Source organism: Massilia sp. TSP1-1-2 (assembly GCF_049896185.1).
In the GTDB taxonomy this organism is placed as follows: domain Bacteria; phylum Pseudomonadota; class Gammaproteobacteria; order Burkholderiales; family Burkholderiaceae_D; genus Telluria_A.
In genome coordinates this window covers 178036-203421 of sequence record NZ_JAFCTU010000010.1, presented here as the reverse complement: position 1 = coordinate 203421, position 25386 = coordinate 178036, and the positions used below count along the sequence as shown (strand labels likewise).

22 protein-coding genes and 1 riboswitch are annotated in these 25386 nt (G+C 64.3%); of the genes, 6 read left to right on the top strand and 16 right to left on the bottom strand.

Going from position 1 to position 25386, the window contains the following annotated elements; all coding sequences use genetic code 11:
* The 3 genes from ACP7BV_RS11375 to ACP7BV_RS11365 all read left to right on the top strand — a co-directional run.
* The coding region (locus ACP7BV_RS11375) for a hypothetical protein (protein ID WP_426103926.1) at positions 1-262 on the top strand (262 nt) is incomplete at its 5' end.
* A gap of 94 nt (positions 263-356) precedes the next feature.
* Complete coding sequence (locus ACP7BV_RS11370) at positions 357-485, top strand: hypothetical protein (RefSeq protein WP_426103925.1); 129 nt, start codon at positions 357-359, stop codon at positions 483-485.
* The gene (locus ACP7BV_RS11365; RefSeq protein ID WP_426103924.1) at positions 482-853 is read left to right on the top strand and encodes an outer membrane beta-barrel protein; all 372 of its coding nucleotides are present in this window, start codon (positions 482-484) and stop codon (positions 851-853) included. The genes ACP7BV_RS11370 and ACP7BV_RS11365 overlap by 4 nt, the downstream gene beginning before the upstream one ends.
* On the opposite strand, the gene ACP7BV_RS11360 is transcribed toward ACP7BV_RS11365, so the two are convergent.
* The 16 genes from ACP7BV_RS11360 to cobT form a co-directional block, all read right to left on the bottom strand.
* Complete coding sequence (locus tag ACP7BV_RS11360) at positions 850-1170, bottom strand: hypothetical protein (protein ID WP_426103923.1); 321 nt, start codon at positions 1168-1170, stop codon at positions 850-852. The genes ACP7BV_RS11365 and ACP7BV_RS11360 overlap by 4 nt on opposite strands.
* A 185-nt stretch (positions 1171-1355) precedes the next feature.
* A complete protein-coding gene (locus ACP7BV_RS11355) occupies positions 1356-6077 on the bottom strand; it encodes a carbohydrate binding domain-containing protein (protein WP_426103922.1) in 4722 nt (1573 codons plus the stop codon).
* 92 nt (positions 6078-6169) lie between these two features.
* Positions 6170-8467, bottom strand: a complete 2298-nt coding sequence (locus ACP7BV_RS11350) for an alpha-amylase family glycosyl hydrolase (protein WP_426103921.1) — start codon at positions 8465-8467, stop codon at positions 6170-6172.
* Between the two features lie 207 nt (positions 8468-8674).
* Complete coding sequence (locus ACP7BV_RS11345) at positions 8675-10147, bottom strand: cobyric acid synthase (protein ID WP_426103920.1); 1473 nt, start codon at positions 10145-10147, stop codon at positions 8675-8677.
* Complete coding sequence (locus ACP7BV_RS11340; RefSeq protein ID WP_426103919.1) at positions 10144-11034, bottom strand: cobalamin-binding protein; 891 nt, start codon at positions 11032-11034, stop codon at positions 10144-10146. The genes ACP7BV_RS11345 and ACP7BV_RS11340 overlap by 4 nt, the downstream gene beginning before the upstream one ends.
* Positions 11031-12014: a threonine-phosphate decarboxylase CobD gene (gene cobD, locus ACP7BV_RS11335; protein ID WP_426103918.1), complete on the bottom strand. Its 984-nt coding sequence runs from the start codon at positions 12012-12014 to the stop codon at positions 11031-11033. Before cobD ends, ACP7BV_RS11340 begins: the two co-directional genes overlap by 4 nt.
* Positions 12007-12933: an adenosylcobinamide-phosphate synthase CbiB gene (cbiB, locus tag ACP7BV_RS11330; protein WP_426103917.1), complete on the bottom strand. Its 927-nt coding sequence runs from the start codon at positions 12931-12933 to the stop codon at positions 12007-12009. The genes cobD and cbiB overlap by 8 nt, the downstream gene beginning before the upstream one ends.
* Positions 12934-12935: 2 nt before the next feature.
* On the bottom strand, positions 12936-13481 hold the full coding sequence (gene cobU, locus ACP7BV_RS11325; protein WP_426103916.1) for a bifunctional adenosylcobinamide kinase/adenosylcobinamide-phosphate guanylyltransferase: 546 nt from the start codon (positions 13479-13481) through the stop codon (positions 12936-12938).
* Positions 13478-14755, bottom strand: coding sequence for a cobyrinate a,c-diamide synthase (locus ACP7BV_RS11320; protein WP_426103915.1), 1278 nt, complete (start codon positions 14753-14755; stop codon positions 13478-13480). The genes cobU and ACP7BV_RS11320 overlap by 4 nt, the downstream gene beginning before the upstream one ends.
* A complete protein-coding gene (gene cobO, locus ACP7BV_RS11315; protein ID WP_426103914.1) occupies positions 14749-15351 on the bottom strand; it encodes a cob(I)yrinic acid a,c-diamide adenosyltransferase in 603 nt (200 codons plus the stop codon). Before cobO ends, ACP7BV_RS11320 begins: the two co-directional genes overlap by 7 nt.
* Positions 15348-16121, bottom strand: a complete 774-nt coding sequence (locus ACP7BV_RS11310) for an ABC transporter ATP-binding protein (protein WP_426103931.1) — start codon at positions 16119-16121, stop codon at positions 15348-15350. The genes cobO and ACP7BV_RS11310 overlap by 4 nt, the downstream gene beginning before the upstream one ends.
* A gap of 25 nt (positions 16122-16146) precedes the next feature.
* Positions 16147-17166, bottom strand: coding sequence for a FecCD family ABC transporter permease (locus ACP7BV_RS11305; RefSeq protein ID WP_426103913.1), 1020 nt, complete (start codon positions 17164-17166; stop codon positions 16147-16149).
* Between the two features lie 11 nt (positions 17167-17177).
* Positions 17178-19040, bottom strand: coding sequence for a TonB-dependent receptor plug domain-containing protein (locus ACP7BV_RS11300; protein WP_426103912.1), 1863 nt, complete (start codon positions 19038-19040; stop codon positions 17178-17180).
* A gap of 139 nt (positions 19041-19179) precedes the next feature.
* Positions 19180-19397: riboswitch (cobalamin riboswitch) on the bottom strand.
* Entirely contained in the window at positions 19392-19934 is a 543-nt protein-coding gene (locus tag ACP7BV_RS11295; RefSeq protein WP_426103911.1) for a histidine phosphatase family protein, read from the bottom strand. It overlaps the preceding riboswitch by 6 nt.
* Before the next feature lie 2 nt (positions 19935-19936).
* Positions 19937-20728, bottom strand: a complete 792-nt coding sequence (locus ACP7BV_RS11290) for an adenosylcobinamide-GDP ribazoletransferase (protein WP_426103930.1) — start codon at positions 20726-20728, stop codon at positions 19937-19939.
* A complete protein-coding gene (cobT, locus tag ACP7BV_RS11285; protein WP_426103910.1) occupies positions 20728-21759 on the bottom strand; it encodes a nicotinate-nucleotide--dimethylbenzimidazole phosphoribosyltransferase in 1032 nt (343 codons plus the stop codon). The genes ACP7BV_RS11290 and cobT overlap by 1 nt, the downstream gene beginning before the upstream one ends.
* Before the next feature lie 84 nt (positions 21760-21843).
* Here cobT and ACP7BV_RS11280 point away from each other — a divergent pair, with 84 nt between their 5' ends.
* The 3 genes from ACP7BV_RS11280 to pedF all read left to right on the top strand — a co-directional run bounded on the left by ACP7BV_RS11280 (position 21844) and on the right by pedF (position 25382).
* Positions 21844-23307 carry a DUF2868 domain-containing protein gene (locus tag ACP7BV_RS11280; RefSeq protein ID WP_426103909.1) on the top strand — a complete coding sequence of 488 codons (1464 nt, stop codon included), beginning with the start codon at positions 21844-21846 and terminating at the stop codon, positions 23305-23307.
* A complete protein-coding gene (locus tag ACP7BV_RS11275) occupies positions 23304-24782 on the top strand; it encodes a DUF3482 domain-containing protein (RefSeq protein WP_426103908.1) in 1479 nt (492 codons plus the stop codon). The genes ACP7BV_RS11280 and ACP7BV_RS11275 overlap by 4 nt, the downstream gene beginning before the upstream one ends.
* A 126-nt stretch (positions 24783-24908) precedes the next feature.
* On the top strand, positions 24909-25382 hold the full coding sequence (pedF, locus tag ACP7BV_RS11270; protein WP_426103907.1) for a cytochrome c-550 PedF: 474 nt from the start codon (positions 24909-24911) through the stop codon (positions 25380-25382).
* The last annotated feature ends 4 nt before the right edge of the window (positions 25383-25386 follow it).

Genomic DNA, 25386 nt, shown 5'->3' with positions numbered 1-25386 from the left:
CAGGACCGTGAAACGATATTACGCCGATGATAGTGCTGCAACCAGTGTGAAAGTAGGTTATCGTCAGGCTAGTTATATTAAAAAACCCCGCAGAAATGTGGGGTTTTTTTTCGTCCGCAAATCCACCCAGTCAAAACGTCAGCGCGTACCCTTAGGGCGGATGAAATCCGCCATGCTTGCGTCCCGTTACCGTCGCTGCAGGCCCCAAAAGAGAAAAGCCGCAGAAATGTCGGGTTTTTCAAAAATTCACATAGAGCTATAGGTACCTATTAACTATTTGTTAATATAGAGTAAAATATTCGCTTGCGACGAAGAAAATCTCCTCGTCCCTATAAATTACTCTCAAAGGAAATGCCATGTTGAAGAAAGTCATTGCAGCTGCCCTGGCCGTTATCGCTTCGTCGTCGTTCGCAGCAGATGCACCTAAATTTTATGCGGGCGTGACAGTGGCAGGACCAGAATCGAAGGCCTGGAAAACGGTTTGAGTGTTGGCGTCTTCGTTGGCTATCAGTTCCATACCAACTTCGCAGTAGAAGGCAGTTACCGGTCTTTAAATGCTTTCGTTCCTTCAACGCCGGATATCGACCAGAGCGCTATCTCGGTCGTCGGTTCGCAGCCGCTGAGCAATGGCTTCGGCGTGTTTGCTCGTCTTGGTTACAACGACGTGAAGGTACGACACAGCTGTGGCGCTGGCAAGTTTCTTTTATGTGAAAACTTTTCGCCAAGCAACGGTGTCTTGGTTGGCGTCGGCGCTACCTACGCGTTTACTCCAAGTATCTCGGCCCGTGCTGAAATCCAACGCCCAAGCAGCGACTTGACTAACTTCGGTGTTGGCGTGGCATTCGGCTTCTAGGCACCGGCAGCGACGTAATCGTACGCGGCCAAGGCAAGGTTTGGAAAGTGCTGGCGAGACATTGCCGGCACTGCTACCCATTCTTTCATCGGACGACCTTTACCGGACGGGTCCCAGAGTACAGCTCCTTCGAGCCCCAGGGCGTTGCGATGATGCTCGCCCGACAGTTTAAATACTACCCAATCTTTGTGCTGTGCCACAAATGCCTTGCCATTGACCTTGATGCAGGCTTTCCCGAACATCTGCCCTGATTCACTACCTTCCTTCACACAGTAGCGTGCGACCAATTTGGCATATTCTTCAATAACGTTCGCCATATATTTCCCGATAAGAAAATTTTTATACGCTCGATTGATTGGGCACTGGCTAAGTCACCTCATGCGCGTTCTGTCGAGTGTACTCGACGCTCGCCGCTCTGGATTGGTCTAGCAGCTTCCAACTGCCTGCTAGACCGCGTGACTCGCTTGCGAAGGCGTTAACCGGCACGCCTGTCGCATAATACCTACGGCTTGAAACTGCCGTCGTTGCGATCAATCACTGTGCTGCACGACGCAGGCGTCGTCATTTCCCTATTGCCCGAGACCGTTGTCTGATTACTTTCCCAGGTCGCGGTCGCGCCATTCCATTTCACATATTTGTATTGAACCACAGTACTTGGCGGCAGTGTCACAGTGCCGCTCCAAGGCACGTTCGCGCCACTGCCCTGAATCGCCAGCCCAAAGCTGCTCGCTGGTGCCCAGTTGCCGATGGCCGACTGATTGCCCACGACCCGCAGCGTCTGGCCCGCAACCGTGTTGGCATTGGCCGTGGTAAAGCGCACCTGGCAACCGGAGCCGGTTGTTGTCACTGCGAGCGCAGCGCTGGCCGCCGACAAATTGCCCATGGCGTCGTATGCCTGTACCGCATAGCTGTACGCGGTGGCCGCCGTCAAGCCACTGTCGGTATAACTAGCCGCCGCCGTGGTTCCAACAAGCACGTTGTTGCGCAACACCCGATAACCCGTGACGCCCACGTTGTCGGTGGACGGCGTCCATGCGAGGCCCACCGAACTGGCGCCTAGATTGCTGCTTGCAAGCGCCGTCGGCGTCGATGGCGCCGTTGCATCGTCACCCGTGCACGGATCTGCGAGGGTAACGACACCCGAGCTGACCGCCGACAGTCCCGTGCCCAGCGTATAGTTCGCGCCGCCCCGGCTATCCCAGGTTCCCACGCCATTGTTAAACGCTGCCTGCAGTCCCGACGCCGCACCGAGCGACAGGGTCTTCGACTTCCACCCGGTGCAGGCGGTCGTCATCGGCACGCCGGGCAACGCCGTCCAGTTGCCGCCGGTTGGGGCAAAGTGCATATTGACGGTGCTCCAGTTGGCGGTGTTCTTGTAATACACCGTTGCCGTGTTGCCGCCCGCCGCAGTCGTGGTCACGCTTAATCCCGCGCTGGCCGCGGAGGTATTGCCGCTTGCATCGCGCGCCTTGACGCTATAGGTGTATAGCGTCGATGGAGCCAGACCCGTGTCATTAAAGCTGGTGGCGGCAGTGCTGCCAATCTGCACGCCGTTGCGCAGCACCAGGTAGGCGTTGACGCCGACGTTGTCGGTCGACGCATTCCAGCTGATGGTCGTTGCGCTGTCGGTGGTGCCCGACTTGACCAGGCCCGCCGGCACCGTTGGCGCCTGCGTGTCCACCTTGGCCGGCGTGGTCACGCTGGCCGCAGCGCTCAAGCCCGACACATTGACCGCGGCATCGAACGCCTTGACCGTGTAGCTGTAGGTGGTCGATGGCGCCACCGTATTGTCGACGTAGCCGGTGCCATTGGCCACGGTGGCGATCAGCGCGCCGTTGCGGTAGACGTAGTAGCCGCTTACGCCCACATTGTCGGTCGACGCATTCCACGCCAGGCTGACGGTATTGGCGTCGACCGGGCTGCCTGCCACGCCGGCCGGAGTTGAAGGCGCGGTCGTATCGACGTTACATGGATTCACACCCACCGATACGCCGCCGTTTTCAACATCTGAAATGCCGGTGCCAAGCGGGTAGTTCTTGCCGCCGTTGCTGTCCCAGCTGCCTGCGCCATTGTTAAAGGCCGCCAGCAAACCGGTCGCGCTGCCGAGGTTAACCGTCAAGACGCTCCAGCCCGCGCAGGCGGATGGCATTGGCAAGCCGGGAACGGCCGTCCAGGTGCCGCCGTTCGGTGCGTAATGCATATTAGCCGTGCTCCAGCCGGCGCCCAGCTTGTAGTAGATGCGCGCCACATTGCCCGCAGCGGTCGTGACCACGCGCGCCACCGATGCCGGCGACATGTTGCCCGCGCTGTCTTGCGCCACGATGGCGTAGCTGTAGGCGGTGGATGGATTCAAACCGCTGTCATTGAAGGTGGTGCCGGTGCTTGTGGCCACCTGCGTGCCGTCGCGCTTGACCAGATACTGGCTGACGCCGTAGTTGTCGGTGGCCGCGCTCCAGCTCAGCGTCAGTGTGCTGGACGTGATGGCCGATCCCGCCGGCTGCCCCGGCGTGGTCGGCGCCACCGTGTCCGGTGCAAGCGTGGTGACGGCAAGTGCGGGTCCCTTGGCCGACTGGTTGCCCGCCGCGTCAAACGCCAGCACGGCGTAACTGTAGGCGGTCGACGCGGTCAAGCCGCTGTCGGTAAAGCCCACGCCGGCGGTGGTTCCCACCAGGGCGCCGTTGCGGTAGACGCGATAGCCGGTGACGGCGACGTTGTCCGTTGCGGCCGGCCATGTCAGCGTGACCGAGCGGTCGGTGACGCGCGTGCTGGCCGGTGCGCCCGGCATGCTTGGCGGCGAGCTGTCAATCACGAGGAAGGGATACACGCCCGGCACCGTGCCGTTGATATCCTCGACAAACCCTGAGCCCGTAGTCGTGGCGCGGTATTTTCCGGCGCCGACAAACACTTGCTGGATCTCGGTTTTGGTGACATTGCCCTTGGCGTCGGTCAGCTCGATGTAGTAGTCGAGCAGCTGGTTGCGAAAGTCCGACAGATACGCGTAATACAGGTCGCCGCTCTCCTGCGCCGGCAGTACGGCCAGCGTGTCGCGCGTGGCTGCATTCCATGCAACGCCATTCATGTCGGCCTGCAGGTCGCGCACCTGCATTATGTACGGGCGCCAGGCGCCGACACTGGCAGTGTTGATCGACAGCCCGGGCGTGCCCGCCAGCGCCGCCGGATCGTAGACTTTGTAGGCGTCGTCGGTCGCGTCGATGGTGTTGGTGGCGTGCACCCGCACCATCACGCGCGCGCTCGCAATGCCCGAGACGTCATACGCGTAGGTATAGATGCCAAAGTCGTTGCTGTAGTGCTGGACGGTCCATCCCTCGGCCTTGGAGCCGTTCACCGATCCCGGATTGTACGGATAGCGCTGCGGCCACCAGGCCGACGGGCCGGTGCGGTCATTGGCCAGGTTGGCCTGCACGTAAGGCTTGGAAAACGCCAGCGAATTGTTGAACGCCAGCGTAGGCTTGACGCTGTCGTCCTTGTTTTCATCATAGTAGCCAAAGCCCGAATCCATCGCCGGCAGCATGAAGTACCAGGCCAGTTCGGCCGGGTTGGCGCCGCCCGCGTAGTCCGCTGCAGGGTTGCCCTTGACCGGATACGACATCATCCATGGATTGAGCTGGTTGCCCGCGTGGGTGACCTGGCTGTCGAGCGCCGTAGTCGGCTTCCAGTGCGTCGGGTGGGCGTCGAGCCATACCTGCTCTGCCGTCTTGGCGTAGTTGAGCGAGGCTTGCAGCAGCGCGAAATTGCGCTCCAGGTAATGCCAGCCATATTCAAACGAGACCGTGGCGCCTTCCTGCAAGCCTTTCAGATTGGTCTTGGGCGTGAGGTTCAAGCCGTTCACGCGATTAAATTCCGGGAACTGGCCTTTCCAGATCAGGAAAGGCAGGTGCCAGTGATACCAGGTGGGGTCGGACGACGAGTCGCGCGTGTCGACCCAGGAACCGTCCTGCACGTGCACGATGTCGGTGGCGGGAATCGGCTTGGCGCGCAGGTATTCGTCGATGCCCAGGCAGTAGCCGGTGCCGGTGCAGGTGGTGCCGTGGCCTGCCTGCCAGGTGCTCAGCGCGCCGGCGCGCCCGCCCGCATTGTCGCCGTCGTGCGCGACGACAAAAAACTGGCGCGGTTCGATCGCCGCGTACGGTGCGATTTCATCGACCGTTGTCGAGCCTTCCCAGCCTTCGAGCCAGGAGCCGTTCTGGCTCACCGGCACACCGGCGATCTTGGTGACCGCCCCGGTTGCCGCATCCACGTGGCGCACCCAGTGCGGGGTGGACGCGAAGGGGAATTTGTTGACGATGTTTTGCTGTTCATGCGCCATGCCTGCCGCGACCCAGCTGCCCACGGTGGACGTGTTGCGCAGATCGGCGCGGTTGGGCGGCGACGTCAGGGTGTCGCCGGTCGCGTCGTAGGTCGCGTACGGATAATCCTTGAGCGTGCGCGAAAGGTGGTTATTCCCCAGGACCGACCACTGCACGCCCAGTTTGGCCAGCGTGGGAATCAGGCGGTCCGAAAACCCAAGCTCGGTCGGAAAATAGCCTTTCGACGAGACGAAGTTCCCGCCCAAAAAGTAGGGCTGCGCCAGCGTCGCGTTCTGGTAAATTAGCTCCTTGAGGAAGTACTCCGGCCCGACCAGAGGTCCCATCGAATGGTGGCCCGTGAAGTGGATGGTGTCGAGCGTGCGGAAGTTGTTGGTGGTCTTGAGCGTGCTGAAGGTGTTTGCCCAGCTCTGCCCCCAGTTCGGATTCGAGTAACCCGCCACATTGCCAAGTGTCGACATGCTTTGCACGTTGTTGATTACCGCGCCCGACATCGTTACGTGCACCTGGCCCTTGGCGCCCGAGAAGGACTGCATCTCATTGGCGACCTGCATCGGCCAGTACTGGTAGGCGCCGGTCTTGGCGTCCGGCGAATAGTAGGTCACCAGGTCGTCGTGCGGCATGATGCTGCCCCCTTGCGCCGCCGGCAAAAAGTAGCTGTACCCCGGCGGCGGATTGACTTTCATGTTGATGACTTCACCGTCGTACAGGTAGCGCACCGGGGCCCCGAGCGCGGTGGCGTTGTACTTGGTCACGACGTCAACGGCGTAAAACGGCCAGAAGTTCGGCATGTGGTTGTGATACACGTGCGCTGCCGGAATGGTACCGGCAGCGGCGGGCAGGGCGACGGCAAAGGCGGCGGCCAGGCACAGCGCCAGCGGTTTTTTACGAAGATGCATGAACTTGCTCCTAAAAATGGATGTGCGGTATCCTCTCGGCGGCGCCGGGAAAATGTTCAGTGGTGAGGCTCAGCAGCGCTGCGCCGGATGGTCTACCTGGCGATCAACAGCACAGTGCCGCGTGCGCACAAGCCGTAGCTGGCGTTTTCGCCGCCGACGGCGTCTTCAAAGCCTGGCGCGCGCACTTGTGATGCGCCTTCAGCCCAGTTGCAGGTATCGGTCACCCGGTACCAGCTTTTGCCCGCGCCCGGCCATGGCAGTGCGAAGTTGACCTGCGCGTTCCATGCGTTGTGGGCGGCGTAGATGGCCGCAGCCGTGTCGCCCAATTCGGTGCCGTCGAGGCGCCATGCCAGCGCGTGGTTGCTGGCGTCGTTGAAATAGGTCGCGTCGGCCACCGCGCCGTCCGGCTTGAACCAGCGCAGCTGCTCCATGGCGTTGCCATTGTTGTCGGCGCTTGAATAGAAATTTGCCGGCCGCAGCGCCGGATGCGCCTTGCGAAACGCCATCATGGCCGCGCTGAAGGCCTTGAAATTGGCCTGGTCCGCGCTCAAGGTCCAGCTTAGCCAGTTGGCGCTGGAATCGAGGTTGTAAGGGTTGTTATTGCAGTTGATGCTGCGCAGCGCTTCGTCGCCGCCGACGATCATCGGCACGCCGGCCGACAACATCATCAACGCCATGCCGTTGCGCGCCGCCTTGCGCTGGTCCGCTGCAATGCCGCCCTGGTCCCAACTGTTGTTATTGTCCTCGCCGCCATCGCTCGGGCCAAGCGGCCAGGCCTGGCTGTTGTTCTTGCCGTTGCAGCCATACAGGTCCTTGAGCGTAAAACCGTCATGCGCAGTGATGAAGTTCACCGAGTGCCAGCTTTTGCGGCCATCGTCCCCAAACAGGTCGCTTGAACCGGCAAGGCGCGCCGCCAACTGGCCCGGCGTGACAGGCGCCGAACCGAGCTTGTTTTGCATCTGGCGCAGCGTGTCGCGGTAGGCGCCGTTCCATTCAGCCCAGCCGGTCGGAAAACCGCCCACCTGGTAGCTGTTGCCCCCTATTGCCCAGGGTTCGGCAATCAGGTCGACCCCGCTGCCGCCGCCCGCCGGCCGGGGCGGCAGTTCGGACACGATGCGGTTGAGCGCATTGCCCGCGTCCATCTTGTCGAAGTTGTAGCAGCCATGCTGGCACGTGTTGCCCAGCACCGAGGCGAGATCGAAGCGATAACCGTCCACGCCCAGCTTGTCGCGCCAGTAGGCGAGCGAATCGACGATCAGGTTCTGCGCCACCAGGTTGCGCGTGTTGTAGTTGCCGCCCACGCCGGTGTTGTCCCACGATGCCTGCTGGTCGGCGGTCAAGCTGTAGTAGGTCGGATTGTCCAGCCCGCGCATGCCGTAGATGTTGTAGGTGGTCTTGTCGGCAGGGTTCCAGGCGCCGCCTTCGCCGGTGTGGTTGTAGACCACGTCGATCAGCACCTTGATGCCCTGGTCGTGGAAGGCCTTGACCATTTCCTTGAATTCGCGCGTCGGGCCGCCCGGCGTTTTGTCGTAGGCATAGCGGCGGTCGGGCGCAAAATAATTGAGCGTCATGTAGCCCCAATAATTGTCGCCCGCGTTCGTGTTGGGATCGTTGTCGTTGGTGTCGTTCTGGGTTTCCTGCACCGGCAAGAATTCGACGGCGGTCACGCCCAGGCTGGCCAGGTAGGGCGCTTTCAGGCCGGCGCCCTTATAGGTGCCGCGGTAGGCGCTGGTGAGCGCCGTGTCGTTTTTGGCCAGGCCGCGAACCTGCACTTCGTAGACGATATCGTCCTTCAGCGCGCGCGTGGGTTTGGCGCCGGTCGACTGCGTGTCGCCCGCCAGCACAATGCCCTTCGGCGCAATCGCGCCAGTGTCGATGGTGCGGTACAAGGCGCCGCTGGCGTACACGGTGCCGTTGCTCATCGTGGCCGTGACCGGGTCGTGGCTCATCTCGAGCGCGTAAGGATCGGTGAGCAGCTTGTTGGGGTTGAAGCGGTTGCCGCTGGCGTCAACGTCGCTGGCAAAACCAGTGGCCGAGCCTTTGACCCAGCTTGCGCTGTACGGCCAGTTCGGCCCCCAGGCGCGGTAGCCGTAGTACAGCGTGCCGGTCAGGCCGCGGCTGTTCAAGATGGCGACAGCAAGGCTGGTGCTCCACACGCCGCCCGCGCCAGGGCTCAATACGTAGCGCGCCTTTTCTTCGGAGCCGGTGGCGCTGCTGTAGAGGAAAAGCTCGATCCGGGTGGCGCGGCTTGAATACACCTTGAAGGCGACATTGGCCCGGGTGGCGTCGTAGCTGGCGCCAAGCTTGCCGGGGTTGACGGCGGCGTGGGCAGGGCTGGCGAGCAGCGCGCAGCCGAATACGGCCGACGTGAGGGTGCGGCGAAAGTACATGGTTGTCTCCTCTTCGCACGCGCGGCTCGCCAGGGCAGGGGCGTGAGCCATCCTTGCCCGTGTGCGGCGTTCCAAGCGTGTCTCCTTGTTTGCGGTTGCCCCTTTGCGGGGTCATCGGTTTTGTATTTTGACTACCAAATTACTTTAGCAGACAAAGAGAAATCTACTCTTGACCAATTTTAATGTCAAATCGTTTAGGTAGTTTTACTACGGATGTTGTTTTTGAACTAAGGAATGCGTGGATGCGTACAGTGCCTCGTACAAGGGCACGGCTGCCTCGGCGATGCGATCCAGGCTCGCTTCGCGCAGTTGCGCCGTGTCGACCGTCGCTTCGCTGTCAAGGCCCGCCCAGCGCAGCAGTGCGGCGCAGGCCTCGGGCGTATCGAACATGCCGTGCAGGTAGCTGCCCAGCACCTGGCCGTCGACCGAGCGCGCGCCCTCGGCACGGCCGTCGATCGTGAATGCAGGAAGATCGAGCGCCGCACCGGTCGAGACGCCCATGTGAATCTCGTAGCCGGCTACGGCAGCGCCGTCGGCAAAGGCGCAGGTGCCCGCTACCTGCGCCAGGTGTTTTTCACGCGTGAGTATGGTGTGCATGTCGAGCAGGCCCAGGCCCTTCGATTGGCCGGCGGCGCCTTCGACGCCATGCGGGTCGTCCACGCTGTGCCCCAGCATCTGAAAGCCGCCGCAAATGCCGATCACCTTGCCGCCGTAGCGCAGGTGGCGCGCGATGTAGTCGCCCCATCCTTCTTCGAGCAGCCAGGCTAGGTCGCCGCGCGTGTTTTTGCTGCCCGGGATGATCAACAGGTCGCACGGCACCTTGGCCTGGTCCTGGCGCACGAACTGCAGGTCCACGTCCGGGTGCACGCGCAGCGCGTCGAAATCAGTATGGTTGCTCATACGTGGCACCGACGGCACCACGATCTTGAAGGCGCCTTGCGACGCCTGCACTGGCTGCACCGCGTCCTCGGCATCGAGAAACAGGCCTTGCAGATATGGCAGTACGGCCAGCACGGGCTTGCCGGTCTGCTGCTCCAGCCACAGGTTGCCCGGCTCAAGCAAGGTGATGTCGCCGCGGAAGCGATTGATCACGAAGCCGACGATGCGGTCGCGTTCGCTCTGCGACAGGCACGACAAGGTGCCGACGATATGCGCAAACACGCCGCCGCGATCAATGTCGGCCACCAGAATCACAGGGCAGTCGACCGCCTCGGCAAAGCCCATGTTAGCGATGTCGCGCTCGCGCAGGTTGATTTCGGCCGGACTGCCGGCGCCTTCCACGATCACCGCCTCATATTGCGCGCGCAGGCGAGCGTACGATTCCAGCACCGCGCCCATCGCAACGGTCTTGTACTGGTGGTAGTCGCGTGCATTCATTTCGGCGCGCACCTTGCCGTGGATGACGACCTGGGCGCCGGTGTCGCTCGATGGTTTCAGCAGCACCGGATTCATGTCCGTGTGCGGCGCCAGGCCGGCGGCGATCGCCTGCAATGCCTGGGCGCGGCCGATCTCGCCGCCGTCCGCCGTCACCGCGCTGTTGAGCGCCATGTTTTGCGGCTTGAACGGCACCACCTTGACGCCACGCTGTTTGAGCAGGCGGCACAGCGCCGCCACAACGGTGCTTTTGCCCGCGTCCGACGTGGTCCCCTGGACCATCAGTGTATGGAAAGGAAAGGTCATGGCTGCTTTCTGTGCTGGCGCGCCAGCTCTAGTTTCTCGCACAAGGCGGCGGCGCCGGCGATCATGCGCGGACCGGCGCGATTGAGCAGGTTGCCGTCGACCCGGAACAGGTTGTCGCGGCGTACCGCAGTCATGCTGGTATAGGGCTTCCAGAGCGCGACGCCGCCATCTTCCTTGCTGCGCTCACCGGTGCTGATGATCGCTTCCGGATCTTCGCCCAGCACCGATTCAACACTTACCACGGGCGCGGTGACCGTCATGCCCGCGTAGATATTTTCACCGCCGCACAGGCGTACCGCATCGCTGACGATATGGCCGCCATTGAGCGTGTACAGCGGCTTGTCCCACACTTGATAAAACAGGCGCACGGGCGGACGGCCTGCATAGCGCGCAGCGAGGGCGGCGAGCTGCCTGCGCAGGTCCGCGGCCGCTGCATCGGCCACGGTTTCGGTTCCCATTAGTTTACCGATGCGGTTGATGCTGTCGGGGATCTCCGCCAGTTTTTTCGGCTCGCTGTGGAACATCGGAATGCCGAGCGCGCGGATCTGCTCGATCTGGCGCTCCGAACTGCCGTGCATCCAGACCACGATCAGGTCTGGCTTGAGCGCCGCGATGCGTTCCATGTCGGCCTGGCGGTTGTTGCCCACGCGCGGCAGCTTTTTGGCCGCCTCCGGATAATCGCTATAGTCGACCGCCGCGACAATGCGCTCGGCGCCGCCGGCAGCGTACACCAGCTCTGTTGCGTGCGGCGCCAGGGCGATGACGCGCAGCGCCGGTTTTTGCAGCGTGACTTGCTTGCCGTCGTCATCGACGACGGTGATGGCGGCGTTCGCGTTCAGTGCAACAACGCCAACCACGCCAGCCATAATCAAATTCAGTTTTTTCATCGCTTCCATTCGTTGAGCGCCGCGTCGAGCAGGCGCCATGCTGATTCATCGGGAGGCAGGCCAAGGCGGATGCCGCGCGCCCCTTGCTCAAACAGGCGCACCCAGATGCCGCGTTCGGCCATATGGCGCCAGAATGCTTGCGCCTGCGGCTCGGGCCACCACTGGAACAGTGCCGTCCCTTGCGAAGCAATGCCGTGCTGCGCGAGCAGCAGGCGCAGGCGCAGGCCGGCGGCGGTGAGTTGTTGTAATGTGTGCCCCTGCCACGCGGTGTCTGCCAGCGCAGCCATGGCGACCTGCTGCGCAGGGCCGGAAATGGTCCACGGTCCGAGCATGTCGGCCAGCTTGTCCAGCAGCGCCGGTTGCGCCGCGACGAAGCCCACGCGCGCGCCGGCCAGGCCGAAAAATTTTCCGATCGACCGCAGCACGATCAACCCGGGCTGGCCGCTGCGCGCGGCAACGCTGAGCGCGGGATCGGTGTCCGCGAACGCTTCGTCCACCACCAGCCAGCCCCCGCGCGTTGCCAGGTGCTCGGCCCACATCAAAAGACGCTCGGACGGCACCGTCGCGCCGGTCGGATTGTTCGGATTGCACAGCACCATGACATCGCACCTCGGCAACGCAGCTTGCAGGCCGTCATACGGAACTTCACGCGTCGCGTGGCCATGCAGGCCCCAGTGGTGCGCATGCTCCGCGTACGATGGCGCCGCCACCACCACCCGGGACGGCGGGCGCAGTTGGGGCAAGGCCTGGATCGCCGCCTGCGTGCCCGCCACGGCGATCAGCGATGGCGCCCCGTAGTAGCGCGATGCCAGCTGCAGCAGTTGCGGGTCGGTCTCGGGCAGGCGATGCCAGGTCGACGGCGCCATCGCCGGCGGCGCGTAACCATGGGGATTGAGCCCGGCCGACAGGTCGACCCAGCTGCTCAGGTCGCGGCCAAAGCGCCTGGCCGCCTCGCGCAGATTGCCGCCGTGTTCAAGCATGCAGCGCTCCCGCCGCCAGGCACGCGCATGCCAGCCACAGGACAGTGGTCGCCCGAACCAGTTTCCAGGCGCGGACAATGTCCGGACCGCGCGCACCTGGTCCCCGCCCGAGTGGCGCACGCTGTTCGAGCACCCCGTCATAGGTCGCCGCGCCGCCCAGCGACACCCCGAGCGCACCGGCGCCGCTGGCCATGACCGGGCCTGCATTGGGGCTGGACCAGGCCGGCGCCTGCTCGCGCCAGCAGCGCCATGCGCCTTTCCGGTCAGGGCCCAGCAGCACATAAGACAATGCGGTGAGGCGGGCCGGGATGAAATTGAGTGCATCGTCGATGCGCGCGGCGCAGCAGCCAAATTGTACGTAGCGGCTGCTGCGATAGCCCCACATTGCGTCCAGCGTGTTGGCAAGCCTGAACAGCAGCGCGCCCGCGCCACCGGCCACCATGAACCAGAACAGCGTGCCGAACACGGCGTCGTTGCCGTTTTCAAGCAGCGACTCCGTGCTTGCCTTGGCCAGGTCCGCTTCGCTGGCATGCGCGGTTTCGCGGCTGACGATGCGCGCAGTTAGCAGGCGAGCCTGGCCCAGATCGCCACGCGACAGCGCCTGGGCGATCGGCAAGTTGTGCTCGCGCAGGCTTCGCAAGCCAAGGCTGAAATACAGCAGCAGCGCGTGGACTGCCAGGCCGCCAAAGCCGCACGCGAAAAAGGCGCTTGCCGACAGCGGTAGCACCGCCAGCATCCATGCGGCGATGCCGCGCCAGAAACGCTGGCCACGTATGTTGAGCCGGCGTTCGAGCGCCATGGCCAGGTGGCCAAAGCCGACCAGCGGGTGCCAGCGCCGCGCTTCACCGAGCGCGCAGTCGAGCGCCACGCCGCCGACGAGCAGCAGCGCGACCTGGAGCATTGTCAGGTCGGCCAGCATGATTAAGCCTTCAGCGTCAGCGGCAAACCCGCTGCGACAAACACCACGCGCTCGCATACTGCCGCGACGGCTTGATTGAGCCGGCCGGCTTCATCGGCAAAGCAGCGCGTCATCGCGCCCATCGGCACAATGCCCATGCCAACCTCGTTCGACACCAGCACCACGTCACCCGGCGCCTTGTGCAGCGCGTCGAGCAATGCCGCGCGCTGTTCGATGAAAAGTGGGGGCAGGGTAATCACGCCAACGTCCGGGCCCGCGCCACCGCAAAACAGCAGATTGGACAGCCACAGTGTCAGGCAGTCGACCAGGATCAGATTGTCTTCGGTGCCATGGCGCTGCAACGCGCTAGCCAGGTGCAGCGGCTCTTCGACGGTTGACCAGTGCTGCGGACGCTCGCTGCGGTGCTGCGCAATGCGCGCCCCCATCTCGGCGTCGCCCGCGCTTGCGGTCGCCAGGTAGAGAACCTCGCGCCTGGACTGCACGGCCAGCTTTTCGGCGTACGCGCTCTTTCCCGAGCGGGCGCCACCCAGCACCAGTGTCGTGGTCATCTCGTAAACATGGCCGCTACAGCAGCCGGGCAGGATGGAAAGTAGGCGTGAAAGTAGGACGCCGTCAGCGAGCCGACGCTGTACACCGCGTCGCCGTCCGCACCATCCGGATGCTTGATGGTGCGCTCTGCGGGTATGAGATCGGTCGTCAGTGTCGAATAGTGAAAGGTGTGCCCGCGCAGCACGCCGTGCGGCGTGTCCAGCCCTTGCGGCCCGATGCCGGCCAGCCGTTCCTGCATCACCACGGCGCCCGGTACCAGACCCGCCATCGGCCACGCCGACAGCGTGCCTACCAGCGCCATCATGCCGCCGCATTCGGCCACGATGGGCGTGCCGTTCGCGTGAGCGGCCCTGATGGACGCGATCCAGCGCTGCGCTCTCGACAGCGTTGCAGCATGCAGCTCGGGATAGCCGCCCGGCAGGTACACGGCGTGCGAGCCCGCCGGAACCGGCTCGTCGGCCAAGGGCGAAAAATAGCGCAGCTGCGCACCCATGCCGGTGAGCGTTTCCAGGTTGGCGGGATAGAGGAAAGCAAAGGCGGCGTCGCGTGCCACAGCGATGGTTGCGCCCGCCAGCAATGGCGCCAATGGCTGCGCAGGCAGCAGATCAAAGCGGGTGGTGCGCAGCGACTCCCAGGCGGCGTCGTCGAAAACCAGTTCTTGCGCCAGGCGCTCAAGCAGTGCCTCGACGTCGTCCATTTCGGCCGGCAGCACCAGGCCGAGATGGCGTTCGGGCAGCGCATGCGGCTGGCGCGGCAGCGTGGCAAACAAAGCGATGCCGCGCAGCGATGCCGCCACCATCGCCGCGTGGCCCGGGCCGGCGACGCGGTTGGCGATCACGCCGGCCATCTCCACCGGGCCGTAATCGCGCAGGCCCTGTACCAGCGCGCCAGCCGTTTGCGCCATAGCCGACGCATCGATCACTGCCATCACCGGCACGCCAAACGCGTTGGCCAGGTCGGCCGACGACGGCGCACCGTCGTACAGGCCCATGACGCCTTCGATCAGGATGACGTCGGCCTCGGTTGCCGCCTGCGCAAGCTGGCTTTGGCACTGTTCAAGGCCCACCATCCACAGGTCGAGCGAGCCGACCGGCGCGCCGCTGGCGCGTTCCAGCAGCATCGGGTCGATAAAGTCGGCGCCGCACTTGAACACCCGCACCCGCTTGCCGCGTTTGACCAGCGCGCGCGCCAGGGCCGCCGTGACGGTGGTCTTGCCTTGTCCGGAAGCGACGGCCGACACCAGCAGCACGCGCACATCGACGTGGCCTACCACTCGGTGCCCGCCTGCGCGGCGATACCGGCCTTGAAAGCGTGCTTGACGACGTTCATTTCGGTGACGGTATCGGCAATGGCGATCAGTTCCTCGGGTGCGCCGCGGCCGGTGATGACCACGTGCTGCATGTCAGGCCGCTTGAGCAAGTCTTCGATGACGGTCTCGACATCGAGGTATTTGTATTTGAGCGCGATATTGAGTTCGTCGAACAGGACCAGGCCAATGGCCGGATCGGACAGGAAGCCGCGCGCCATTTCCCACGCCTGCTGCGCCTTGGCGATGTCGCGCTCGCGGTCCTGGGTCTCCCAGGTGTAGCCTTCGCCCATGGCATGAAAGCTCACTTCATCGGGAAAGCGGCGCAGGAATTTTTCTTCGCCGGTCGACATTGCGCCCTTGATGAACTGGACCACGGCAACCTTCATGCCGTGTCCCATTGCGCGCACCACCATCCCGAAGCCGCTCGAGCTTTTGCCCTTGCCGTTGCCGGTATTGACGATGATGATGCCGATGTCCTTGCTGGCGGCGGCGATCTTTTCGTCGATGATGGCTTTTTTACGTTCCATGCGCAGCCGGTGACGCTCGTTGATATCGGTCATTCTGTTTCCTCGACGGGGATAAAGAGCCGGCGCGCGCCGTGCTCAAGGACTTCGATCGGATGGCCCAGGTAGCGGCTCAGGGTTGGCGCGCGCATGACGTCGTCGACGCGGCCGGCCTGCCACTCGCCGTCGCCCATCAGCAGCAGCGCGTGCGACGAAGCCTGGTGCGCGTGGCCCAGGTCATGCCCGATCATGATGGCGGTCTTGCCCTGTTCGCGGCACAGCCGGTTCAAGAGCCGCATCACGCTCGACTGGTGCGCCAGGTCGAGCGCGTTGGCCGGCTCGTCGAGCAGCAGCAGCGGCGTATCTTGCGCCAGCATGGCGGCGATTGCCACGCGTTGGCGCTCGCCGCCCGACAAAGTGCGCACGTCGCGCTCGGCCAGGTCCAGCACCTCCATCGATGCCAGGGCGTCACGCGCGACGAGGTAATCGTCACTGTCTTCCCAGTAGCGGTTGGCGTGGTACGGGTGGCGCGCGGCCAGCACGGTTTCGATGGCGCTGTAGGCGAAGGCGTCGCTGCGCGACTGCGGCAGGAAGGCGCGCTTGGCGGCCAGTTCGTCGAGCGGCCAGTCGGCCAGCGCTCGGCCAAGGATGGAGATTGTGCCGCCGTCGGGCGCACGCAGGCCGGCCAGGGTGCGCATCAGCGTACTTTTGCCGGCGCCGTTGCGCCCGATGATGCACCAGCATTCGCCGGGGGCGACGCGCCAGTCAAGCTTGTCGACCAGGGTGCGCGCGCCCACGGTCAGCCTGAGTGAATGGGTTTCGATCATGCGGGTCTCGATCATGCGGGTTCGATCATGCCCGGCGCAGCCGGTGAAGCTGGTACAGGAACACGGGCGCGCCGATCAGCGCCGTAACTACGCCAACGGGCAGCTGCTGCGGTGCGAGCACGGTGCGCGCCAGTGTGTCGGCCAATACCAGAAAGGTGCCGCCGGCCAGTGCGGCGGCGGGAATCAGCAGGCGATGATCGGGGCCGCAGGCAAAGCGGCAGGCGTGCGGCACGATCAGGCCGACAAAGCCGATGCTCCCGGCGCTGGTGACAGCGCTGGCGGTAAGCAGGGCGGAACAAAAAAACAGGCCCTTGCGCAGTGCGCCGACGCGAATACCCAGCGTGGCGGCAGCTTCCGCATGGAGCGATAAAACATTGAGCGCGCGCGCGCTGCGCAGGGCAAACAGCAAGCCGGCGGCAAGCACGACCCACGGCACGGCGCGCAGCGGAGCGCCCGCCAGGTCGCCGATCATCCAGAAAATCATGCTGCGCAAGCGGCTTTCAGGCGCGATCGACAGCATCAGCGTGACCATCGCCATGCACAGCGACGACAGGATCACACCGGTCAGCAACAGCTGCGACGTGCCGCCTTCGGCGCCGCCGCGCAGGTCGCGCCGGGCGAACAGGTACAGCATCATCGACACCGCCACCGCGCCGGCAAAGGCGGCCGCGTCGATGACCCACAAGGCGCCCATGACCAGCAACGCAGCCAGGGCGCCGACCGAAGCGCCGGCTGAAATGCCCAGCACATAGGGATCGGCCAGGGGATTGCGCAGCAAGGCTTGCATCATCACGCCGGCCAGGGCCAGCGCCGAGCCGGTGACGAAAGCGACCAGCGCGCGCGAGATGCGCAGTTCGAGCAAGGTGGCGGCCAGCGAGCCGTTGCTTCCGTGGGCCAGTTCGGCCAGCGCGCCCGGCATGTCCGCCAGCGGAATCGAGACGGAACCGATCATGCCAGAGAAAACCAGGCTGGCAAGGGCCAGGATCGCCAGCGAACCGATGACGACCGTGGCCCGGTGGCGCATATTGCGGAAGAACGGATGCACGGGCCTGCTCCTTACTTCACGCCGTAGCGCAGGCCGATGAATGCCTGCGAACCGGCGGTCGCGTAGGTGCCTGCCAGCTCATACTGCTTGTCGGTCGCGTTGTTCCAGCGGACGATGGCAGTCCAGTCGGGAGCAAAGCGATACGAGGCAAACAGGTTGAGCAAGCCATAACCGCTTAGCGTTGCAGTGTTGGACGTATTGTCAAAGCGCTTGCCCGACATCTGCACACCTGCGCCCAGCACCAGTGCGCCGCTGCTGTATTCGGCCGCCAGGCTGGCATGGCGTTTGGCGCGCCGCACCAGCTGCTTGCCGGTGGTGTCGTCCTGCGGATCTTGCAGGTCGAACGCGCCGCTCAACTCAAGCGGGCCAACCGTAGTGCGCGCGCCGACCGACAGGCCCGAGAGCGTGGCACGGTTGACGTTGTAGGCGCAGCCATAAGGGTGGCTTGCCGCTTCGACCGGGCACACCGAGGTGCTCACCAGCAGGTCCTTCAGGCGGTTGCGGTAGTAGACGGCAGTGACCTGGCTCGCGCCAGTGTTGTAGACCAGGCCCGCTTCTGCGTTCCTGCCGTGTTCCGGCCGGTTGCTCTCCACGCCATAACTCGGGTAGTAGAGTTCATTGAAGGTAGGTGCGCGAAAGCTGGTGCCGAAGCTGGCGTTGGCCCGCAGCGTGCTGCTGATGCGGTAGCCGTAGCCGATGCCGCCGGTGTTCACGGAGCCGTATTGCGAACTGTTGTCATGGCGCGCGCTGACTGTACCCAGGTGGGCGCCCCGCTTGATCGAATACGACGCTGCGGCCGAATTGGTGCTGCGATCACGCGACAGGGCAGCAGCGGAACTCGACAACACGTCTTCTTCGCGCCGCTCGAGCAGCACTTGCAGCAGGTCGGCGCCGAGCGCCAGGTCGCTTTGGGCGCTGTAAGTGTTCTGGCGCGTGTCAAGGCGGCTGTAGCCGGTGGCGGTGGCGTTGCTGAAGTTGGACGACTTGTCGTCCGCGCGCGAGGCCTGGAACCTGACCTGCCAGGCCGGCGAGAACTGGTGCTTTGAATACAGCGCCACATTGTTCAACACCTGTTCGCCACGCGCGTCGAAGTTTGATGCGCCGTTGTCGTACTGCGCATCGAGGCTGCTGTGCATGAACAGCAGGCCGGCTTCGTGGCCTTGGGCCAGCGCCACGCCGAACTGGCCGCTGGCGCTGTCCTTGGTGTAGCCGTCGTTGTCGCCGTTGTACGAGTAATTGCCCGGCTTGGTGGCCGAGAAGCCTTCGTCCTGGTCGCGCGTGAGCGTCAACGCATAGTTGAAGCGCCCGGCGCCGCCTGAGACCGACGCGTCCGCGCTGCGGGTCTTGTCGGAACCTGCACCAACTGAAGCGTTGATGGCCGGTGCACCGGTGCCGCGCTTGGTAAATACCTGGACCACGCCGCCGATGGCGTCGGCGCCATACATGGTGGCCAGCGGTCCGTACACAATCTCGATACGCTCGATGTTCGCCAGCGGCAGGGCGCTCCAGTTGGCGATGCCGGACGTGGACGAGCCGATGCGCACGCCGTCAACCAACACTACGGTCTGCCTGGAGTCGCCGCCGCGGATGAAGACCGAGGCGCTGGTGCCCGGGCCGCCGTTGCGCGCCACTTCAATGCCGCGCTGCTTTTGCAGCAGGTCGACGATGTTGCCCGCGCCTGAGCGCAGGATGTCTTGGGACGACAGGGTGATGTTATCGGACAGGACATCGGCCGCGGCTTGCGGCGTGCGCGATGCGGTGACGACGACGGAAGCGACGGCAGGATTGCTGGTCTCGCTGGCCTGGGCAAAAGCGGAGGTAATAGCTAGCGCAAGCGACGAGATGGCCGCGCGGCGTGATACAGGAAAGGTCATGACGGTTCTTCAGTAAGTTAAGCAACCGGCCGAGTTCCCCGTTGGCCGGATTGAACAGAAATGCGCTTGCCGAAGAATAGATTGCGACTGACAGGGATGCGCTACAGCGACCCGGCCGCGTCGCGAACACCCCGCTCGCACACTTCCACCTGTCCTGGCCGGTATCCGGGCTGGCAAGTGCAACCGTCTCACCTTCCCATGCAACGCACAGTGGTTTTTCGAGACGGCCCGTCGTCCGCTGGACGACACTTGCTTACCGTTGCGGGGGCAGCACACCTTAGCCTGTGAGGCTTTGTGTTTCCCGTTTAACTGCACGCATTGAACATGCGCGCGAGCACCAAAACGTGGCGATTATACACTTTCGACGGTGATGACTGCGCCGTAAGCGATGGCGTGAGGGCGCTCGGCCGCTTCGTGGGCCATCGCAAGCGGGGCCAGGCCGCGCGCGCGGGCGGCCAGCAGGCGGATCGCGCCGGCATGGCAGACCAGGACGGCCGCGGGAAGTTGCGCGCCCATCAGCTCATCGTAAAAGTCACTGATGCGCTTTGCCATGTCCAGCACACTTTCGCCCCCGCCCGGCCGATAGGTGGCCACGTCGGCGGCCCAGGCGTCGATCTCGGCGCGCGCGATCTGGTCCCAGGGGCGCATTTCCCACGCACCGAAATCGAGTTCGGCCAGGCGCGCATCGAAGCGCACCGCGCTTGACAAGGCGCGCGCCAGCGACGCGCAGCGCAACAGCGCACTGGAATACAGCGGCACGCCGGCGGGAAGCTGGCCGCGCAGTGCCGGCAAGGACGCGCCGAGCAGTTGCGGGTCCACCGCCAGGTCACTGCGCCCGTAGCAAACGCCGGGCGCCACCATGGGCTGCAAATGGCGCACCAAGATCAGGCGCATGCTCAGTACCAGCCGCCCTGGCCGATGCTGGCCAGCAGGCACAGGTAAATGGTTACTTCGCTGACCTGCTGGACGGCGCCCAGGCAGTCGCCCGTGTAGCCGCCGATGCGGCGCACGCATTTGGCGCCCAGCCAGATTGCGGCCGCCGCGGCGCCCAGTACGCAAACGGCGATCGTGGTCCACGACAGGTAGCCGAGCGCGCCCAGATAGAGTGCGGGAATGGCCGCGCAGGTGGCGCCGATGGCAAATTCGGCGCCCGTCATTTCCTGCGCCAGCGGCTTGGCCTTGCCTTCATCGCGCGCGTAGTCCAGCTTCCAGATCAGGCTGGCCGCCGCCAGGCGCGAAAGCGGATGGGCGAGCAGCAGGGCGGCAATTGCCGCCGCCGGCTCCATCATCGACAGCAGCGTGCATTTGAGCGCGAGCAGCAGGAGCGCGCCCACCGCGCCGTAAGTGCCGATGCGCGAATCCTTCATGATCTCCATCACCCGGTCGCGCGTCAGGCCCCCGCCAAAGCCGTCGCACATGTCGGCGAAGCCGTCTTCGTGGAAGGCACCGGTCAGGTAGATGCCGGCAGCGGTGGAGAGCAGCACCGCCACTGGCGCGGGCCACAGGCGCGCGGCGGCCAGGTACACCAGTGCGGTGGCTGCGGCCACCACGCTGCCGACCAGCGGAAAATAGCGCGCGGCGTGATGCAGCCACGCGGCCTGGAAGCCTACCCAGCGCGGTATCGGCAAGCGCGTGAAAAACTGCAGCGCGATGAAAAACAGGCGCAGCTGGTGGACGACGACGGCCATCATTGCTTGTCGCTGACCTGGGCCGATTCGAACGTCGCCATCTCGCCCAGAAAGGCGCACGCGGCGTGCAGCAGCGGCAGGGCCAGCGCGCAGCCGGTGCCTTCGCCAAGGCGCAGGCCAAGATTGAGCAGCGCTTTGGCGTCCAGCTGGGCCAGCATGCGGCGGTGGCCCTGTTCGTCGGAGCAGTGCGCAAAGACGCAGTAGTCCAGGATGGCGGGGGCGATTTTTGCCGCGACCAGCAAGGCGCTGGTGACGATGAAGCCATCGATCAGCAAGACGCTGCGCCGTTCGGCGGCGCCCAGCATGGCGCCGACCATCATCGCAATTTCAAAGCCGCCAAACGTGGCCAGGATCGCGAGCGGCTCGTCCACGCCGGCGTGCAGGGCCACGGCCGCCTCGATCACGCGCTGTTTGTGACGGATGCCGTCGAGGGCAAGACCGGTGCCGGCGCCGACGCAGTCGGCCACGGGAATGCCGGTCAGCTTGTGCATCAATGCCGCCGCCGCGGTGGTGTTGCCAATTCCCATCTCGCCAAAACCGATGACATTGCCTGTTAAGGCTGCGGCGATCTGCGCGCCGTGCGCCATGGCGAGCTGGCAGTCGGTCGCGCTCATGGCCGCCTGCTGCGCAAAATTGGCGGTGCCGCGTCCCACTTTACGGTCGAGCAGGGCTGAGCGCGCGCCAAAATCGTGGTTGACGCCGGCATCGACGATCTGCAGCGCGCAGTGGCTTTGCCGGGCAAACACGTTGATGGCCGCCCCGCCATGCAGGAAGTTTTCCACCATTTGCCACGTCACGCTCTGGGGGTAAGCGGAGACGCCCTCGGCCACTACGCCATGATCGGCCGCGAACACGACAATTGTCGGCTCGCGCAGCGCGACGTTCACGGTTTGCTGGATCAGCCCGAGTTGCCGCGCCAGTGTTTCCAGCGCCCCAAGGCTGCCCGGTGGCTTTGTTTTGTTGTCAATTGCTTGCTGCAATTGCGCAGCAAGTTCAGGGTTGTAGGTAGGGTGGATCGTTGAATTTTGCATGAATGTAGGGTAATGAAAAGGTGGCAACATTTTTCCGCGCTAAGATAGCACATTCGAAAAGAGCGGCTTTCAACAAGGAAAAGCATGAACGAACAGATTGCACGGGATGTAGTCCTGGTGCGCGCGATCGAACTGGCCGACACCGGGCACGACATCCTCAGCGAAGACGACCGCATGTACGCCACCCGCAGCGCGCGCGAACTGGCCCAGTGGCAGGCGTCGGACAGCAAGTCCGACGTCACGACCGAGCATTTTTTGCAGCAGCGCTCCGAACAAATCCTCAAGCGCCTGGCCGAACGCACGCCGTCGCTGAAAGGGTTTTTTAGCCTGCGCACGGGCTTGACAAGGCTGGCCGTCGCGTTGCCGCTGGTGGCCTTGCTGCTGGGAGCGGGGCTGGACCGCATCAGCGACCCGCACCGCGTCGATTTGCTCTCCGCGCCGCTGCTCGGCATCATTGGCTGGAACCTGCTGGTGTACCTGATGCTGCTGGTCTGGATGGTCATTCCCTCGCCCGCCAGCAGCTGGGTCAGCGAAGGCATGATGCGCAGCCTGTCCGGCGCCAAGGTGGCGCTGCCGCGCAAGCTGCCGCATGTGCTATCGAGCGCGCTCACCGACTTCATGCGCCAATGGACAGAGCTCAGTGCCAGGCTCAATCACGCGCGCCTGTCGCGCACCGTGCATCTGTCGGCGGCCATGTTTGCGCTTGGCGCGCTGCTCTCGCTGTATGCGCGCGGTTTTCTGTCCGAATACCGGGCCGGATGGGAGAGCACATTCCTGTCGGCCGGCCAGGTGCACGCCATTTTGTCGGCACTGTTTGCACCGGTGCTGGCGCTGTTCCCGCTGCAGGGTTTTTCGATCGCCGAGATTGAAGCGCTGCGCTTCTCGCAGGTGCCGTCGGCGGCCGGCGGCGCGCGCTGGGTGCACTTGTACGGCGCCACCATGCTCCTGCTGGTGGTGCTGCCGCGCTTGGCGCTGGCCGGCTTCGCGCACTGGAAGGCGCGCCGGCTCGTGCGCGCATTCCCGCTCGACCTGGAGCAGCCGTATTTCCGCAAGCTGGGCGACCAGATTGGCGCCAGCGGCCCCGCTGTGTTGCGGGTGCTCCCCTACAGCTTCACCGTCGACGAAGCGCGCGACCGCGGCTTGACGCAGGTGGCGACCATGCTGCTGGGCGAGCAGGCGCGCGTGATGTTGCGCCCGCCGAGCGCGTATGGCGAAGAGCCCCAGGAAGTGCTGCGCGAAGTGAACCTGGACGATCCGGCCGTGACCTACACCGCCGTGCTGTTCAACCTCGCGGCGACGCCGGAAAAGGAAAATCACGGCGTTTTCCTCGATTATCTGGTGCGCACCTCGAAACGCGGCGTGGCCGTGCTGATCGACGAATCATCGCTGGCCGAACGCAGCGACGAAACGCGTATGGCGCAGCGCGTCGCACTATGGCAGGAATTTTGCAGCTTCCATCGCGCACCGGCCACCATCATTAACCTTCGCAATCCACCCCAGCGCCCGCTCGACCAGGACGCCGGACTACGGGTATCGAAACCTTCATGAACGACACAGCCGCCACCATCCAGTTTGCGCTGATCTCGCATACCAACAACGGCAAGACCACGCTGGCGCGCACGCTGGTCGGGGTCGACGTGGGCGAGGTGCGCGACGCCGCCCACGTCACCGTGCTGGCCGAAGAGCACACCTTGCTCAAGACCGCCGAGGGCGACACCTTGCAGCTATGGGACACGCCCGGCTTTGGCGACTCGGTGCGCCTGCTGCGCCGCCTGGCAATGGCGGGCAACCCGATCGGCTGGTTCCTGCGCGAAGTGTTCGACCGCTACCGCGACAAGCCGTTCTGGCTCAGCCAGCAAGCATTGCGCACCGCCCGCGATTCTGCCGACGTGGTGCTGTACCTGGTCAATTCGTCCGAACTGCCCCGGGATGCAGGCTACCTGCCGGCCGAAATGAAAATTCTTGAGTGGCTGGGCAAACCGGTAGTGGTCTTGCTCAACCAGATGGGCCCGCCCCGGCCCGCCAATGAGGAAGCGGCGGAGCAGGCGCGCTGGAAAGCGCACCTGGATCAATATCCGATCGTGCGCGACGTGCTGGCGCTGGACGCCTTTGCCCGCTGCTGGGTGCATGAGCGCGTGTTTTACGAGGCGGTCGGCAAGCTGCTGGACGAGTCCAAACAAGCAGGATACGCGCGCCTGCTGGCCCTGTGGCAGGCCAACAACCAGGACCGCTTCCATGAAGCGATGCGCGTTGCCGCCGTCCAGCTAGCCGCAGCGGCGCGCGACAGTGAACCGATCGCGCTGGCCGACACCGGCTTTTTGCAAAGCGCCATGAAGGCGGTCGGCCTGGCCAAGTCGGCCGACCAGCAGCGCCAGGAAAAGGCCATGGCGGTGCTGGTCGAGCGGCTCAATGCCGGCATTGGCGAAACCACGCGCGTGCTGCTTAAGCTGCACCGGCTCGACCCTGGCGAGGCTGCCAGGATCAATGCGCGCGTGCGTGAAAACTTCAAGGTGCGCGCGCCGGTCGACAAGGCGCAGGCCGGCTTGCTGGGCGCGGTCGTCTCGGGCGCGGCGACGGGCTTGTCGGCGGACCTGATGGCAGGGGGGCTGACCTTCGGCGCCGGGGCGCTGCTGGGCGGCGTGGTGGGGGCCTTGACGGCGGCCGGCGCCGCATGGGGCTTTAACACCAGCACCGAGCGCAACAAGACCACCGTGGAATTTGCCGACGAATTCTTGCACACGCTGCTCCTTGGCAGCGTGCTGCGTTACCTGGCCGTGGCCCACTTCGGGCGCGGACGCGGCGATTTCGTCGAGGGCGAGGCGCCCGCGTTCTGGCAGACCGAGGTGGAAGCGGCGGCCGCGCCGCACGCGAACGAACTGGCCGGCCTGTGGAGCGCACTGCGCCAGGAAGACGACAGCGGCAAAGCAGGCGAGCGCCTGCGCCAACTGCTGACTGCCGTTGCAACCCACGCGCTGTCGCGTCTTTACCCAACGAAGGTCGATCCGGAACTGCACGGTCGGTAACGGTGTGACAACGCTGGGACACCTGTTCCATTTCGGGACAGGTGGCGCAGGCGCTGCGGCGTGGCAGCCATGGCATGGCAATTGCTCCTGTTGATGTATTCATCCATCAAAACAGCAGGAGACACCATGAAAAAATCCCTTCGTAGTCTGGTACTTTGGGCAGGCCTGGCCAGCGCAGTCACCACCTCCATGTTCGCCATTGCGCACGGCAACGTCACGCCGCAGGCGGTCGACACCGCCGGCCTGCCGCCGCTGGGCGACAAATGGCGCGACGAAAATCCCTTCAAGACCAACAAGCTCGCGCTCAAGATCGGCGCCTCGGCGTTTGGTCAGAACTGCGCGCGCTGCCACGGCATCGACGCCATTTCGGGCGGGATCGCGCCCGACCTGCGCTTGCTTGACCGCGACTGCGTGGGCTTGAAGGTCGAAGCCAAGAAGCTGGCCTGCTACGAGGAGATGGACGCCTACTTCCTGACCTCCATCCGCGGCGGCAAAGTGCGCAATGGGGCGGTGTACATGCCCCCCTTTGAAGGCGTCTTCAACCAGGAAGCCATGTGGTCGATCAAGACCTATCTCGAATCGCGCCGCGAAACCAAATAGGGAG